Source organism: Micromonospora sp. D93, from assembly GCF_018070365.1.
GTDB classification, from domain to species: domain Bacteria; phylum Actinomycetota; class Actinomycetes; order Mycobacteriales; family Micromonosporaceae; genus Micromonospora; species Micromonospora ureilytica.
In genome coordinates this window covers 263,962-279,064 of the sequence record NZ_JAGPXW010000003.1, presented here as the reverse complement: position 1 = coordinate 279,064, position 15,103 = coordinate 263,962, and the positions used below count along the sequence as shown (strand labels likewise).

Sequence of the window (15,103 nt, the reverse complement as noted above, 5' to 3'; positions counted from 1 at the left end):
GGCTGCCGTCATGGCACTACTGCACAGGGCGACCCTGCGCCCCACGAAGCTGGACCTGCTGGCGACCTGGCTGCCCGACCAGAAGTGGTTCGCCGGCCCGGCCGGCGTCGAGGTGGTGAGCCGAGGCGCCTACCGCTTCGACGACCCGGCCGGCGAGGTCGGCATCGAGACGATGCTGGTCAGCGCCGCCGACGGGCCGGTCCACCATGTTCCGCTCACCTACCGAGCCGCGCCCCTCGACGGTGCGGACGCCTGGCTCGTCGGCACCACCGAGCACTCGGTGCTCGGCCGGCGCTGGGTGTACGACGGCTGCGTCGACCCGGTGTACGCCGCCGCGCTCGCCCACGCGATCCTCACCGGCAGCGGCCAGGCGGAGCAGTACTTCGAGGTCGACGGCCGGCGCGAGGTGCGTGAGCCGACGGTGACGCTCGTCGTCGACGGCGCGGCCGACGCTCCCCTACCGGCCGTCGGCGCGGTGCGACGGGTCGTCGAGGAGGACCGCACGCTCATCGACACCGACACCGTCGAGCTGGTCGTCGTACGTCGGCCGGGTGCCGGGGCCGACGGGCCAGCCGGCGTGACGCTGAGCGGTCGGTGGGACGGTCAGTCGACGACAGTGCCGCTTGCGTACGCCAGGACGCGCTGATCTGTGCGCGGTGGGCGGCCCGACGTCTCGGGCCGCCCACCGCTCTCACCACTGTGCCGGAGGCGGGGGCGGCGACACGGGCGGCCGGTCGTCGCAGGTGATGGTGTTGGGCAGCAGCCACGGTGCGAGCCACCCGCCGTCGTTACCGCCGAGGTCGGTCACTGTGAACTCCGAACCGGCCGGGGTGAAGTGGAACGATCCGCAGTTGTTGACGCCTACCGCTCCCACGTTGCGGGCGTCCACGTTGGCGAACGAGGCGGACCCGGCCGCGCGGGCGCTGACCACCGAGGTGCCGGTGCCGTCGACCCGGACGTTCCGGAACCGCGCATCGGAGATCGAGTAGAGATCCTTCACCGGCCAGTCGCTGACCAGCATGATCGCGTTGTACGTGTTGTCCAGGTACGCGTCGCCGGTCACCTCGATGGGCGCCTCGATGCTGCGATCCAGGGCGAAGACCCAGATGGCGCCGAGCCCGATGTTCCAGTTCAGCTCGTAGGTGCCGGCGCGGGCTGTGGTGTTGTTGGTGAACCGCAGGTGCCCGGTGAACGGCTCCGCGCCGAAGCGGGCCCCGGCGTGCAGGCCGCTACCCTCGCGTACCGGGTCGGCGACCAGGTTGTGCGAGACGGTGGTGTCGGTGCCGCCGTAGATGGCGATGCCGTTGGCCAGGGTCGGTGACTGCACTGTGTTGTGGTCGAACGTGTTCCGCGCGTTGGCCGTCTTCTCCGACCACATCGCCAGGCCGTCGTCGCCGGTGTTGCGGACGAAGTTGTGCGACACGAGGGAGTCGGTCACACCGGTGTGGAAGTTGAGCGCGTCGGCGATCTGGTCGACGACGATGTTGTTGGTGACGCGGACGTTGCGCATCGGGCCGTCGAACCACAGGCCCGCCTTGGTGTGGTGCAGGTACAGCCCGTCGATGGTGGAGTCGCTCATCGCCCCGCCGATCGCGTTAACCTGGTCGGTGTCGATGCGCTCCCGCACGTCGCCCTCGATGGCGAAGCCGGAGAGGTGCACGTTGCGGCTGCCGCCGTCGGCGGCGTCCCGACCGTAGAACCCGACTCCGGTGTGCACGGAGCCGTCCGGCGCGGGGGTCGGCAGGGCGACCTCGCGGCCCTTGATGATGGTGTACCAGTTGCCGGCGCCCTCGATGGTCACGTCGTCGACGATGACGTGCCGGTTGACCTGGTAGGTGCCCGGCGGGACGTACACCTTGAGGTGGGCGCGCCGAGCGAAGGCGATGGCCCGGTCCAGCGCGTCGGCCGAGTCCCGCCGGCCGGTCGGGTCGGCCCCGAAGGCGAGCACGTTCGCCGCGAGCAGCCGGACGTGTGGCGGCGCGACCAACTCGGAGTCGAGCAGGTCGATGACGGTCCAGGCGGCGGCGCTGCCGGGCGGCGCGGTGAGTCGGACCTTGTCGCCGGCCCGGTAGGTACGCCCGAGCAGCAGTCGCTGCTCGTCGTAGAAGTGGGTGGGCCGGAACGGCGTGCTGATGCTCGGGTACGGCGTGGTGGCCGACGGCACGCACTGGCACTCGGTGATCCACCAGTCCGGGTGCAGCAGCCCGGCCTGCGGGTCGTTGGTGAACGGGTACTGGTTGTAGAGCCACGAGTACTGCGACGTGAGCGTCATGGTGCGCAGGTGCTTGCCGTTGACAGCGACCCGCAGCGGCGCGGTGATCCCACCACCCTGCGGCGCGTCCGGGATGCTGTACCGCACGGTGATCCCGTTCGCCGCGCTGGGCAGGACGAACTCCACGTACTCACCGGGCGTGAGCCGGACCGCCCGGCGGCCGGAAGCCTCCGCGGGCAGTGTGTAGGCGGACCGGTCGGGCCCGATGATCTCGCCGTTGGTGCGGGCGTTCTCCGCTTCCTGCTCGAGAAAGTCGACGTCCGCGCCGCGTCCGGCGACCAGCGCCGGATCGAGGGCGGCCCGGGTGACCACCGGCTGCGCGCCGGCGGACGCCTGTGGACTGGCGGCGGCCACTGTGGGCCCGGCGACCAGCACGGCGAGACCGGCCGCGAGAGCGACGGCGGTGCCGCCGGGCCGGCCGGGGCGTCCCCGCGCCGGCGTGAGGCTGCGAAACATCGGTGACCCTCCTGGGTGGGTGGTGGTGGAGGTCCGTCCGGCGTCCCCCCGACGCCCGACATTGATCGTCATGATGCAGCACCGAACATGGCACTGCAAGACACCTATCGAACAACGAAAATAAACGACTATTAGGCCGCAAGAAATGGACGGACGTCGAGTTGAGGTGTCGCGCGTCGTCCGCCCCGGCCAGCTCAGGCCCGGCGTAGGCTGGTCCGCGTGGATCAAGAAGACCGGATCGCCCTCTTTCTCGACTACGAGAACCTCGCGTTGGGCGCGCGCGACCACCGCGGCGGCGCGGCCTTCGACTTCCGGCCCATCGCCGACGCGCTGGCCGAACGAGGGCGGGTGGTCGTGCGCCGGGCGTACGCCGACTGGTCCTACTTCGACGAGGACCGACGGATGCTCACCCGGTCCCACGTCGAGCTGATCGAGATTCCGCAGCGGATGGGCGCGTCCCGTAAGAACGCCGCGGACATCAAAATGGCCGTCGACGCGATCGAGTTGGCATTCGAACGCGACTACATCTCCACCTTCGTGATCTGTAGTGGTGACAGCGACTTCACCCCTCTGGTGCACAAACTGCGCGAGCTGAACAAGCGGGTCATCGGCGTCGGGGTCGAGGGGTCCACATCGGGGCTACTGCCCCCGGCGTGCGACGAGTTCCTCTACTACGACCGGCTGGAGGGCGTCGACATCCCGCCGGCCCGTGGTCGGCGCGCTCGCCCGACCACCCGACCGGCCGGCGCCGAGCAACGCCCAGCCGAGCCGGAGCGGGAGCAGGAACCGGAGGCGGACCGTCGGCCGGCGGGGGAGGAGCCCGGCCGCGACGTGGACGCCCTCGCCGTGCTCGTCGCCCAGTCGGTCGCCGGGTTGCAGGGCAGCGCCAACGGTGAGGTCACCGCCTCCCGACTCAAGCGCACCCTGCTGCGCAAGGACCCGACCTTCAGTGAGTCCGACTACGGCTTCCGCACCTTCGGCGAACTGCTGCGTCACCTCGCCGAGCGCAACGTGATCGAGTTGGGCGAGGGCCCGGCGAAGGGTGATCCCGAGGTCTCGCTGCCCGAACACGGCGACCGGGAGGTGGCGTTCGGCCTGCTCCGGGGCGTCGTGGCGGACCTGGGCAGCGGCGGCAACCCGGTGGCGTTGTCCGGGTTGAAGAACCAGGTACGCAGGGCCCGCCCGGACTTCAGCGAGAAGAAGCTCGGCTACCGCAGCTTCCTACAGTTCTGCAAGGCCGCCGCCACCGCGGGCGTACTGGATCTGCGCTGGAGCCCGGAGGCCGACGACTACCTTCTGACCACCCAACCCTGACCGCTCCGGCCCCTTCGGGGTGGCCTCCTGATTCGCAAGTCAGGAGCGGGAGAACCGCCCGTTATGGTTTCGAACCGTCAACGGTTGGGCCGAAATGCGCCTGGAATGTCGCTCTTGCCCAGGTCCGAGCATACCTGCGCCGTACCCTCGGCGCGGGAATTGCTATACGGTCGGCGAATGAAGGTGGAGGAACACTGGTGGAACGGAGACACGACCCCGCGCGGGCGCAGGGACGTGTACATCCGTACTGACGGGCAGGGTTGGGAGGTCCGCGCCCAGATCGGTGGGGCGTCGGGTCGTGAGCGGGTGCAGCAGTGCCCCAGCCGGGCCTCGGCGGCCATCCTCGCCGACGCCTGGCGCGGCACCCACCCATCCTGGCGCGAGCTAAAGCAGCGCTGATCCGGCACCGGGCCGGGTCGGCAACGCTCCCGGGCTTCAGCCCGGCGCACCCGCCGACCGGCCCGGCGCTCGGTAACGTTCGTCCGCCGCAAGCGCTCCGCGGTTCACCCGCCGCCCGTGCCAACCCACAGGTCACCGCTTCTGAAGCATGACGGAAGCAACGTCTGCCAGAAGCGCCAACGCCTAATCCAGTTGCGAGCAGTTGTCGCGACCTTGGCACTCAAGGCAACCGCCCGCTCGCCACGGCCTCTCAAGAGCCCGAGTCCAGTGGGTGTTCAGCACCCGTCCGGCCGTGAACAACTCCGTCGCCTTGGACACGGGTTCGTCGATCGGCATCATCGGCACCCCTTTCGCGAGACAGGCTCAGGCCCGCCCAGGGTCGACCTGTTCGCCGTCGCCCCTGGGCGGGATCGTTGATCCGGTCCGCCGTTTGCCGAACGAAGGAACCTTCACATGCCCATACCTACCGGCGGATACCGCGAGGTGGCCGAGGACCTTGCCGCTCGGATCAAGAGCGGCGAGTACGCGGCAGGGGAGCGTCTGCCCACCTACAACGAACTGTCGGACCTCTACGACGTCAGTGTGACCACGGTCCAGCGGGCGATCATCGTTCTTCAGACACGCGGCCTGGTGGTGGGTCTCCAGGGCCGTGGCCTCTGGGTCGCCGAAGACGTGGGATCTCCTCGATCACCTGATGAGGAGTAGTTCAACACCGTTGCGTTAGCGAGCGGTTGCTGGGTGCAAGGGCGCGGTGAGCACAGGTCCCCCACTCCAGAAACGCCCCGCCCGCGCCGATCTTGCAGTTTCGGTCGCCGATATGCGCCGATTGCCCTCTTGTGTCGCGACAGTAAACGCAAGATCGCGGAAGAGGGGCACCCCACCCTCGTCGATCATGGAGTTACGGTGCCGGGTATGGCTCGATCCGGGCACTTTGCCACCCACCACAAGTCCATGATCGACAAGAACAGCGCGGGGTTGACGAACAGCCACTCCGCCTAACGCAACGGTGTTGAGGAGTAGTTGCTGGCGGCTCGATTCAACTACTCATCATCACGTGATCAGGGGATATGGCGGACCTTCGTGTCCCCGCCGTCAGTTCGGGTACACGTACACGGATGTCTGCCAGTCGCGCCCGATGGAGGTCCCGATGTCGCAGGGTCCCGACGAGGAGAACCCCAGGCTCGACGAGGAGATCCGAGAGGCCGAGCGGCGGCTCGCCGATCTGGCCACATCGTCGGACGACGCGCTGACCGACGATGACGCTCGCGCGCCGGACGACGCTCGCTCCGAGCAGAACGCCGACTGAGGCCACCGGAACCGGACGGCGGGCAGATCCACTCGACTTCCGTGAAATTGCGGTGTTGGAGGCGGACTAACCCCGCGCTTTCACGGAAACCGAGTCGATCAATGTGCTGGCCGCCCAACCGCCGCCAACAGGGCCTGCCCGGCGTCGTGCCGGACAGGCCCCGAGGGCGGGGTCAGCGTTTGAGGGTGAAGGCGAAGTCCCCGGAGAGCTTGCCGGCCAACCGGGCCGCCGAGACGACCTTCCCCTCCGTGATCAGTCGGTCGACCTCGGCGCGGGAGAGGCCGCAACCCTCAGCGATCAGTCGGGCCGGCCGGACCGGGATCCGCACGGCGTTGCGGACCGCGACGTCGATCACGTCGAGGTCCAGGTGATCCGATCCGCCGGTGTCGAGACGCCAGGCGTCGGTCCAGTCCAGGACGAACCGGTTTCGGCGCTGAACGTCCGGATCCTGGAGCAGATCGGCGGTCAGGCCGGTGTCGTTGGCATGGAGCCGGTCCAGCAGTTCGGGTGGGATGGAGCGCACGGTCATCCGCTCCAGGACGGTGAGCTTGGCCGTCTCCCCGCACGCGGTGCAGAGCACGAGAAGCCAGACGTCGAGCAGCTTCTGGTTGGCGTTGACACGGAACTTGCCGCTCGCCCGAAGGCGTTGGGACACGCACGCGTGGCAACGGCGGCGAACGATCGGTAGGCAGGTGGGCACGACGGCCCAATTTTTGAGCACAGAAGTACACCGGTTTCAGTGAGAAGTCCGCAGCAAAAAGGAGCGCGGCGCAACTGCGCGACGCGCGACAGATCAGCTCTCGGGAGGTCTCACAGGGTGTACAACGGCACGTCCTTGCCTAGACGACCACGTTGCGCAGCACGGTAACGGCGCACGGCGGCGCCGCTCCACCGGTTTTCGGGCACGCCTCGGGAGCCCGGGTGGCGGGAGGCGCGCCGGTCGGGTGTCAGGCCCAGGTCAGGCGGTCGGGACCGGCAGCACCACGCCCTCGGTCGCCGACCGGTGCGCCAGCTCGATCAACTCGACAGTGTGGACCGAGTCCCGTGGGTCCACCGGCATCGGTGCGCCGTCGCGCAGCGCGGCCGCCACCTGTGCGTAGAAGCTCTGGTACGCGCCGGGCCGGGTCGGCACCGGCCGCAGGTCACCGTCGACGCCGAGCAGGCCGTAGCGCTCCGGCGGGACCTCGCCCCAGCCGGGCTGGTCCGGTCGACCACCGTCGTGCAGCGCCGCCTCCTGCACGTCCAGCCCGTAGCTGGTGTAGCCGGCCCGGTCGCCCAGCACCCGCAGGCGCGGCCCGAGTTGGGCGGTCACCGCGCCCATCCACAGGTGCGAGTGGACCCCGTTGGCGTGGGTCAGCGCCACGAAGGCGTCGTCGTCGACGGCCGCGCCCGCCCGGCGACGGTCCACCTCCGCGTAGACCCGGTCGACACTGCCAAACAGCTGCACCGCCTGGTCGACGAGGTGGGCGCCGAGGTCGAAGAGGGCGCCGCCGGCCTCCTCCGGACCGGCGAGCTCCCGCCAGCCCGGCTTGATCGTCGGACGGAACCGCTCGAACCGGGACTCGAAGCGCAGCACCTGCCCCAACTCGCCCTGCTCGACCAGGCGGCGGACGGTCAGGAAGTCGCCGTCCCAGCGCCGGTTCTGGAAGACCGTCAGCGGCACCCCACGCTCGGTCGCCTCGTCGATCAGGACGCGGCCCTCCGCGGCGGTCGGGGAGAGGGGCTTGTCGACGACGACAGGGAGGCCGGCGGCGAGGGCCGCGCGCGCCATCGGCACGTGCTGCCGGTTCGGCGTCGCCACCACGACCAGGTCCAAAGCGTCCGGGGTACGCCACAGCTCCTCGGCGTCGTCGACCAGGCGGGCGTCGGGGAAGTGCTGTCGCGCCTGCTCGCGTCGCTGCGGATCACGGGTCACGATGGCGTCGAGCCGCAGCCCGGGAGTCGCGGCGATCAGCGGCGCGTGGAACACCCGGCCCGCCAGCCCGTACCCCAACAGACCAACCCGCAGCGCCTTCGCCATGCCGTGCCCCCGTCTCCCTGGTCCGCGCCCTGACCTGGCGCCGGTACCGCTGATGAGGTGAATCTACGCGCGGGCCCGAGCCCGGCCGACGCTGGTCAGCTCACCGGGTCGGCGCGCAGGTAGGTGAGGACCGCGAGCACCCGACGGTTGGTGTCGTCGCTGGGCGGCAGGTCGAGCTTCAGCAGGATGTTGCCGACGTGCTTGCCGACCGCCGCCTCGCTGACGTGCAGCCGGCCGGCGATCGACGCGTTGGACCGCCCCTCGGCGAGCAGGGCCAACACCTCGCGTTCCCGGGCGGAGAGCGCGGCGAGCGGGTCGCGCGGGCGGTGCAGAAGTTGCCGGACCACGTCCGGGTCGATGGCGGTGCCGCCACCGGCGACCCGGCGCAGCGTGTCGACGAACTCGGTGACCTCGGCGACCCGGTCCTTGAGCAGGTAGCCCACCCGTTGGCCGTCGCCGCTGTCCAGTAGCGCCGTGGCGTACCCGGTCTGCACGTACTGGCTGAGCACCACGACCGGGAGGTCAGGTCGCTCGGTGCGGAGCGCGACGGCCGCGCGCAGCCCGTCGTCGCGGCGGCCCGGCGGCATCCGGATGTCGGTCACCACCAGGTCCGGTTGGTGGTCGCGGGCCGCCGCGAGCAGGTCCGGTGCGGTGCCGACGGCCGCGCACACAGTGAAGTCGAAGCGGGTCAGCAGCGCGACCAGACCCTCCCGCAGCAGCACCTCGTCCTCGGCGAGCACCACCCGGGTCACCGACGACATGGCAGCTCCACCCGGACCACTGTAGGCCCGCCGGGCGGGCTGGACAGCAGCAGCCGGCCGTCCACGGCGGCGACCCGGTCGGCGAGCCCGGTCAGGCCGGTGCCCCGGGCCGGGTCGGCGCCGCCGTGACCGTCGTCGGTCACCTCGACGACGAGGTCACCGCCGGCCCGGGTGAGGCGTACGTCGGCGCGGGTCGCCCGAGCGTGCCGGGCCACGTTGCCCAACGCCTCGGAGACCACGAAGTAGGCGGTGGTCTCCACGATCTCCGGCAACTCGTCGTGCAGGTCGGCGTGCACGGCCACCGGGATGGTGGCGGCGTCGGCCAACTCGCGTACGGCTCCGGCCAGGCCAAGGTCGGTGAGGCTCTGCGGGCGGATGCCGTGCACCAACTGCCGCAGCATCACCATCAGACCCCGGGCCTGGTCGTGGGCCACGGCGAGTGGTCGGGAGGCGGGGGAGTCCTCGGGTACGTCCAGCCGGGCCAGACCCAGCTGGAGGGTGAGGCTGGTGAGCCGGGGCTGCGCGCCGTCGTGCAGGTCGCGCTCGATGCGGCGGCGTTCGGCCTCGTACGCGCCGACCAGTCGGGTGCGGGAGCGGGTGACCTCCCGCAGGGCCGCCGCGTCCACCGGATGGGCCAGTGCCCACCGGGCCACGGCGGCCTGGACGGCGGCGAGCAGACCGGTGGCATACCAGAGCACCGGGATCAGCAGCACCCCCACGATCGCGTACGGAACGGCTTCGCCGGTGCTGTCGATCGGCTGCCAGATCACCACCGGCTGGTTGGCGTCGCCGGCCAGCCAGGGGCTGGAGATCATCCCGAGGTCGAGCAGCACCAGGATCAGGAACACCCAGTACGCGACAGGCGTGAAGCCGCCCAGCCAGAACAGGTACGCCACCTCCCGCCAGGTCGCGGGGCTGCGGTAGCGGGCGGCGAGGCCGGGCCACGGCGACGAGGGCAGCGGACGGTTGTCGACGAGCCGGACCCGCCACCGCTCGACGGCGGCCACCGCGAAGCTCAGGATCGGGGCCAACGCCACCAGGATGACGCTGCCGGTGATCAGGAACAGCATCAGCGCGATGCTCGGCGGTCGGCCGTGCCGCCGGAGCGTGCTGAAGACGGGCAGCATGGGGCCGCCGATGACGAGCAGCCCGACGGCGAGGAACCCGGCGATCGGCACGGTGGTGACCAGGTAGGCCAGCGCGCGCCAGGGCCACGCGGAGATCAGCCAGCGGCGGCGGCGCAGCGCCTCGGCCAGGTGCGAAGGGTGTTCCGTGGTCATGCAGCAGACGCTAATCGGGAGCGACCGGGTGCCCCAGCCGTCCAGATCCACTCTTCGGGGTATGCCCAGCACTACCGGCCGAACGGGTGTGCGGGGTCCGGAAACGGGAAGAACGGGCCGTCACGCGGCCCTGCGTGACCTGTGCGAGCGGCGGCTGGAGAGACATGGGTGCCAGAACCTTCGTGGTGGTCGGCGGGACCAGCGGTCTCGGCCTCGCGGTGGCCCGACTGCTCGTCGACGAGCATCAGGTCGTGGTGTTCGGCAACGTGCCGGCCGAGGTCGCCGCCGCGACCGACGAGCTGGGTTGCGACGGCGCGGTCTGCGACATCTCCTCGTACGAGCAGGTCCGCGACGGGTTCGCCGAGGTGGTCGAGCGCTACGGCACCATCGACGGGGTGGCTGCCTGCGCCTCGATGTGGGCGGGCGGCGACCTGGGGGACCTGTCGGTGGAGCACATCCGCCGGGCCGTGGAGATCAACGTTCTGGGCATCACCTACCTGCTGCGGGAGGCGGTGCAGCACCTGCACCGGCAGGGCCACGGCAACGTCGTCTACATCGGCGCGCTGGCGCTGGCGGCCCCCCGGCCCGGCATCCCCGTCTACCGGGCCACCAAGAGTTACGGCAACAGCCTTGTCGACTCGCTGGCCGAGGCCCAGCACAGCAACCGGGTCAAGGTGATGCAGCTGCATCCCGGGCCGATGCCGACGCGGCTACAGGAACGGGTCGGCGCGGAGTTCCTGGACGAGGTGTACGCGATGCCCGAACAGGTCGCCGCCGAGGTCGTCCGGCTGCTGCTGCTCGAACCCGACGACCTCTACGTCTCCGGTGAGCGCGTGCTGCGCGCGGACGGGCGGTGGTGACGGCCGCAGCCGGACCCACCGACCGTCCGGCCTCGGCCTGGGCGCCGCTGCGAACGGCGGTCTACCGCAACCTGTGGCTGGCCCTGCTCGCCGCCAACATCGGCACCTGGATGCAGACCGTCGGCGCCCAGTGGCTGCTGATCAACCACTCCAACGCCTCCACCCTTGTCGCGTTGGTGCAGACCGCCAGTCTGCTGCCGGTGCTGCTGCTGGCGTTGCCCGCCGGGGTGCTGGCCGACAGCTTCGACCGCCGGCACCTGCTGATCGCCGTGCAGCTGTTCCTGGTGGCGGTGGCTGTGGCGTTGACGCTGCTCACCCTGACCGACCGGATGCCGCCGGCGCTGCTGCTCACCCTCACCTTCGCGTTCGGGGTGGGGCAGGCGCTGACCCTGCCGGCCTGGGCGGCGGTGATCCCGGAGCTGGTGCCGCAGGACCAACTGCGGTCGGCGTCCGCGCTCGGTTCGATAAGCGTGAACGTGGCGAGGGCGGTCGGCCCCGCGGTGGCCGGCGTGCTGATCGCCCGTACCGGAGTCGCCCCGGTCTTCGGCATCAACGCGGTCGCCTTCGGGATCTTCGCGTACGCGCTGTGGCGTTGGCGGCCCGCCAACGCGCGCGCGGTCGAGGTGCCCGAGCGGTTCACCGCCGCGTTGCGCGCCGGCAGCCGCTACGTACGCCACTCGCCGACCGTACGCCGGCTGTTGCGCCGTGCGTTGGTCTTCGTGGTCCCGGCCAGCGCGCTGTGGGCCTTGCTGCCGTTGGTGGCGAGTCGGCGGCTGGGACTGGGCTCCGGCGGGTACGGGGTGCTGTTGGCCGCCCTCGGCGTGGGCGCCATCGCGGGTGGCGTGCTGCTGGCCGTGATCCGCACCCGGCTGTCGGCCAACCAGTTGCTGCTGATCGCCGGTGCGTTGTTCACAGTGACGCTGACAGTGGTCGGCACCGTGCGGGTGGTGCCGCTGGTGCTGCTCGCCCTGCTGCCCGCCGGGATGGCCTGGGTGACGGTGCTGGCCAACGTCAACGCCGAGATGCAGCTCTTCCTGCCCAGTTGGGTGCGGGCCCGGGGTCTGGCCGTCTACCAGGTGTGCTTCGCCGGTGGGCAGGCGGTCGGCGCGCTGCTCTGGGGGTTGGTGGCCGACATGGCCGGGCTGCTCCTCGCGTACCTGGCGGCGGCGGCGCTGATGCTTCTCGGCACCCTGACGAGTCGGATCTGGCCGTTGCCGGACCTGCGGTCGGTGAACCGGGAACCGGCGGCCTACTGGCCGCAACTGCACCTGGCGCACGAGCCGGACCCGGGGGTGGGGCCGGTGCTGGTGACTGTGCAGTACACCGTCCGGCCGGAGCGGACCCAACGGTTCCTGGCGGCGATGGACCTGGTGCGTGGCGCGCGGCAGCGGACCGGAGCGATGCGCTGGGGGCTGTTCCGCCCGGCCGAGACGGTGGACCGGTTCGTCGAGGTGTATCTGGTGCCGTCCTGGGACGAGCACCTGCGCCAGCACGGTGGCCGGTTGACCGGCGAGGACCGCGCGGCCGAGCAACGGGCCCGGGAGCTGACCGACGGGGAACCGGAGGTCCGACACCTGGTGCCCGCCGCCGCCGGTCCGACGCTGTCGGACGACCGCGAGGCGCTCTGACGCACACCGTGGCGACCGCGCGGGGGAGCAGGCCGGCGCAGCGCGGGCGTACGGCGTACGGCCACCTGGTTAGGATGGTCGCACCATGGCGAGTGAGCGCAAGTCGACCGCAGACCCGGCCCGCAGCCTGGCCCTTCTCTGGCGCACCCGGGAGCCGACCAGCCGCAGCGCCGGTCCGGCGCTCAGTGTCGACCGGATCGTCCGGGCCGCGATCGACGTCGCCGACGCCGAGGGGCTCGACGCGCTGACCATGCGCCGGGTCGGTGAGGCGCTGGGAGTCGGCACGATGTCGGTCTACACCTACGTGCCGGGCAAGGCCGAACTCGTCGCCGTCATGATCGACACCGCGTACGGCGAGATGCCGCGTCCCGCCGTCGAGGCCGACTGGCGTACCCGGCTGGAGCGGATCGCCCGCGACAACCTGGCGCTCTACCAGCGGCATCCCTGGATGCTGCGGGCCGAGACGACGCGCCCGGTGCTCGGCCCGCACCTGATGGCCAAGTACGACTACGAGCTCGGTGCGGTCGTCGACATCGGGCTCACCGACGTCGAGGTCGACGCGGTGCTCACCCTTGTGCTGGGTCACGTGAAGAGCGCCGCGCGCGCAGCCTCCGAGGTGGTCGACCTGGAGCGCGAGTCCGGCATGACCGACGGCCAGTGGTGGCAGTCGCATGCGCCCTGGCTGGAGACGTTCATGGCCGCCAACGCCTACCCGACCGCCTCCCGGATCGGCACCGCGGCGGGCCAGCAGCACGGCGCCGCGTACGGCCCGGAGTACGCGTTCGAGTTCGGTCTGCAACGCGTTCTCGACGGGATCTCGGTGGTGGTCGCCGAGCGGGCGGCCACCCGGTAGCCGGCCCGCTTCGGAAACGGCGACGCTAGCCTCGGGCCAGCCGGGCGAGTGAGCGCGCCGACGGGCTGCCCGGTTCGGCGTGATAGACCACCAGCGACTGGGTGGTGCCGCTGATCGTCAGCTTCTCGTAGCGCAACGCCAACTCGCCCAGCTCCGGGTGCTGGAACACCCGCACCCCACCGCCCGCGCGGGCGGTGACGTCGTGCCGGGCCCACAACCGCCGAAACCGTTCGCTGCCGGCGGTCAGCTCCTCGACCAGCTCGACGAGGCGGGGGTCGTCCACCTCGGGGCCGACCTGTGCGCGCAGGCCCGCCACCGCGTTGGCCGCGACCGCCGTCAGGGCCGGGTAGAGCGCTGGCACGCTCGGGTCCAGGAAGACCGCGCGCAACAGGTTCACCCCGGGGGTGAAGATCGGTGCCAGCGCGGTCGCGACGGGGTTGGCGAAGAGCACGTCCAGGTGTCGGCCGTGCACGAAGGCGGGCGTCTCGGCCCACGAGCCGACCAGCTGCCGGATGCCCACCGGCACCCGCTCCGATGGTCGCGCCGCCCGGCGGGCCGGCACCGGCCGGGCCAGGCCGTGCAGGTGTGCCGCGGCGTCCGCGTCCAGCATCAGCGCGCGGGCCAGGGCCTCGACCACCTGCGTCGACGGGTGCCGGTCACGCCCCTGCTCCAACCGCAGGTAGTAGTCGGCGCTGATGCCGGCGAGCAGGGCGGCCTCCTCGCGGCGCAGGCCGGGCACCCGCCGACGGCCGTGTGCGGGCAACCCGACGTCACCCGGCCCGATCAGCTCGCGCCGGGCACGCAGGTATTCGCCGAGCGGGCCGGCCGTGCTCACCCGCCCATCGTAGGAGCCGCCACCGGCCGCCCAACCTGGTCCTGCCACTACCAGGAAAAACAGGGAACCGGCTAGCACCTGCCGTCTGGGTGACAGTGTCGGGGTAAGCGTGATCGAGAGACGGGACAGCAATGACAGAGCGCATCACGACCCCCTTCGGTTTCGCCTCGACCGCCGACGAGGTCATCGCCGGCGTCGACCTGACCGGCAAGCGGGCCGTCGTCACCGGCGGCGCCGCCGGCATCGGCGTCGAGACGGCCCGGTCGCTCGCCGCCGCCGGCGCCGAGGTCGTGCTCGGGGTCCGCCGGGTCGCGGCGGGTGAGCAGGCCGCCGCCGACATCGCGGCCAGCATCGGCGCGGAGCGGGTCACCGTCCGGGCACTGGACCTGGCCGACCAGGATTCGGTACGCCAGTTCGTCGCCGGCTGGGACCAGCCGCTGCACATCCTGGTCAACAACGCGGGGATCATGGCGCTGCCCGAGTTGGAGCGCACCGCCGAGGGCTGGGAGATGCAGTTCGCCACCAACTTCATGGGGCACTTCGCGTTGACCGTCGGCCTGCACGACGCTCTGGCCACGGCCGGCGGCGCCCGGGTGGTGTCGGTCAGCTCCAGCGGCAACCTCTTCTCCCCGGTGATCTTCGACGACCTGCACTTCGCGTTCCGGCCGTACGACCCGCTGCTGGCCTACGGGCAGTCCAAGAGCGCCGAGGCTCTGCTCGCCGTGGAGGCCACCCGCCGCTGGGCCGGCGAGGGCATCTACTCCAACGCGCTGAACCCGGGCGCCATCGCCACCGGCCTGCAGAAGCACACAGGTGGGCTCAAGTCGCCGAAGGAGATGCACAAGACCCCGCAGCAGGGGGCCGCGACCTCGGTGCTGCTCGCGGCGTCCCCGTTGCTGGACGGCGTCGGCGGTCGCTACTTCGAGGACTGCACCGAGGCCCCGGTCGTCACCGAGCGGCCGGCCGACTACAGCGGCGTGGCCGCGTACGCGGTCGACCCGGGCAACGCCGAGCGGCTCTGGGACCTGGCAACGGACCTGATCTCCCGAGGCGGCGGCACCGCCGGGCGCTGACGACGACGGCCCGGCTCGGCGAAACCCACCCGGGCCCGGTCGACCG

Annotated in this window: 15 protein-coding genes; 9 read left to right on the top strand and 6 right to left on the bottom strand. The window is 71.3% G+C overall.

The window, feature by feature from the left end; translation table 11 throughout:
* The first annotated feature begins 10 nt into the window (after positions 1-10).
* Positions 11-646 (top strand): hypothetical protein, encoded by a 636-nt coding sequence (locus KBX71_RS05690; protein WP_210816881.1) that lies wholly within the window; start codon positions 11-13, stop codon positions 644-646.
* A gap of 45 nt (positions 647-691) precedes the next feature.
* Here the strand turns inward: KBX71_RS05690 and KBX71_RS05685 are convergent, their stop codons facing one another.
* Positions 692-2,728: a glycosyl hydrolase family 28-related protein gene (locus KBX71_RS05685; RefSeq protein WP_210816880.1), complete on the bottom strand. Its 2,037-nt coding sequence runs from the start codon at positions 2,726-2,728 to the stop codon at positions 692-694.
* A gap of 219 nt (positions 2,729-2,947) precedes the next feature.
* Here KBX71_RS05685 and KBX71_RS05680 point away from each other — a divergent pair, with 219 nt between their 5' ends.
* The 4 genes from KBX71_RS05680 to KBX71_RS05665 all read left to right on the top strand — a co-directional run bounded on the left by KBX71_RS05680 (position 2,948) and on the right by KBX71_RS05665 (position 5,747).
* The gene (locus KBX71_RS05680) at positions 2,948-4,042 is read left to right on the top strand and encodes a PIN domain-containing protein (protein ID WP_210816879.1); all 1,095 of its coding nucleotides are present in this window, start codon (positions 2,948-2,950) and stop codon (positions 4,040-4,042) included.
* Positions 4,043-4,219: 177 nt separating this feature from the next.
* Positions 4,220-4,441, top strand: coding sequence for a hypothetical protein (locus KBX71_RS05675; RefSeq protein ID WP_030335934.1), 222 nt, complete (start codon positions 4,220-4,222; stop codon positions 4,439-4,441).
* Between the two features lie 453 nt (positions 4,442-4,894).
* Positions 4,895-5,146, top strand: coding sequence for a winged helix-turn-helix domain-containing protein (locus KBX71_RS05670; RefSeq protein ID WP_210816877.1), 252 nt, complete (start codon positions 4,895-4,897; stop codon positions 5,144-5,146).
* Between the two features lie 442 nt (positions 5,147-5,588).
* Positions 5,589-5,747 (top strand): hypothetical protein, encoded by a 159-nt coding sequence (locus KBX71_RS05665; protein WP_167492920.1) that lies wholly within the window; start codon positions 5,589-5,591, stop codon positions 5,745-5,747.
* 172 nt (positions 5,748-5,919) lie between these two features.
* Here the strand turns inward: KBX71_RS05665 and KBX71_RS05660 are convergent, their stop codons facing one another.
* The 4 genes from KBX71_RS05660 to KBX71_RS05645 form a co-directional block, all read right to left on the bottom strand.
* Entirely contained in the window at positions 5,920-6,402 is a 483-nt protein-coding gene (locus tag KBX71_RS05660) for a DUF1062 domain-containing protein (protein WP_307846971.1), read from the bottom strand.
* A 303-nt stretch (positions 6,403-6,705) separates the two neighbouring features.
* Positions 6,706-7,767, bottom strand: coding sequence for a Gfo/Idh/MocA family oxidoreductase (locus tag KBX71_RS05655; protein WP_210816875.1), 1,062 nt, complete (start codon positions 7,765-7,767; stop codon positions 6,706-6,708).
* Positions 7,768-7,862: 95 nt separating this feature from the next.
* Positions 7,863-8,528: a response regulator transcription factor gene (locus KBX71_RS05650; RefSeq protein WP_210816874.1), complete on the bottom strand. Its 666-nt coding sequence runs from the start codon at positions 8,526-8,528 to the stop codon at positions 7,863-7,865.
* Positions 8,516-9,808: a sensor domain-containing protein gene (locus KBX71_RS05645; protein ID WP_210816873.1), complete on the bottom strand. Its 1,293-nt coding sequence runs from the start codon at positions 9,806-9,808 to the stop codon at positions 8,516-8,518. Before KBX71_RS05645 ends, KBX71_RS05650 begins: the two co-directional genes overlap by 13 nt.
* Positions 9,809-9,972: 164 nt before the next feature.
* Here KBX71_RS05645 and KBX71_RS05640 point away from each other — a divergent pair, with 164 nt between their 5' ends.
* The 3 genes from KBX71_RS05640 (at position 9,973) to KBX71_RS05630 (ending at position 13,149) form a co-directional block, all read left to right on the top strand.
* Entirely contained in the window at positions 9,973-10,668 is a 696-nt protein-coding gene (locus KBX71_RS05640; RefSeq protein WP_210816872.1) for an SDR family oxidoreductase, read from the top strand.
* Entirely contained in the window at positions 10,662-12,296 is a 1,635-nt protein-coding gene (locus tag KBX71_RS05635) for an MFS transporter (protein ID WP_210816871.1), read from the top strand. Before KBX71_RS05640 ends, KBX71_RS05635 begins: the two co-directional genes overlap by 7 nt.
* 85 nt (positions 12,297-12,381) lie before the next feature.
* Positions 12,382-13,149 carry a TetR/AcrR family transcriptional regulator gene (locus KBX71_RS05630; protein WP_210816868.1) on the top strand — a complete coding sequence of 256 codons (768 nt, stop codon included), beginning with the start codon at positions 12,382-12,384 and terminating at the stop codon, positions 13,147-13,149.
* Positions 13,150-13,174: 25 nt separating this feature from the next.
* Here KBX71_RS05630 and KBX71_RS05625 read toward each other — a convergent pair whose 3' ends face one another.
* Complete coding sequence (locus KBX71_RS05625; RefSeq protein ID WP_210816867.1) at positions 13,175-13,984, bottom strand: helix-turn-helix domain-containing protein; 810 nt, start codon at positions 13,982-13,984, stop codon at positions 13,175-13,177.
* Positions 13,985-14,115: 131 nt separating this feature from the next.
* Here KBX71_RS05625 and KBX71_RS05620 point away from each other — a divergent pair, with 131 nt between their 5' ends.
* Positions 14,116-15,057: an SDR family NAD(P)-dependent oxidoreductase gene (locus KBX71_RS05620; RefSeq protein ID WP_210816865.1), complete on the top strand. Its 942-nt coding sequence runs from the start codon at positions 14,116-14,118 to the stop codon at positions 15,055-15,057.
* Positions 15,058-15,103 lie beyond the last annotated feature (46 nt).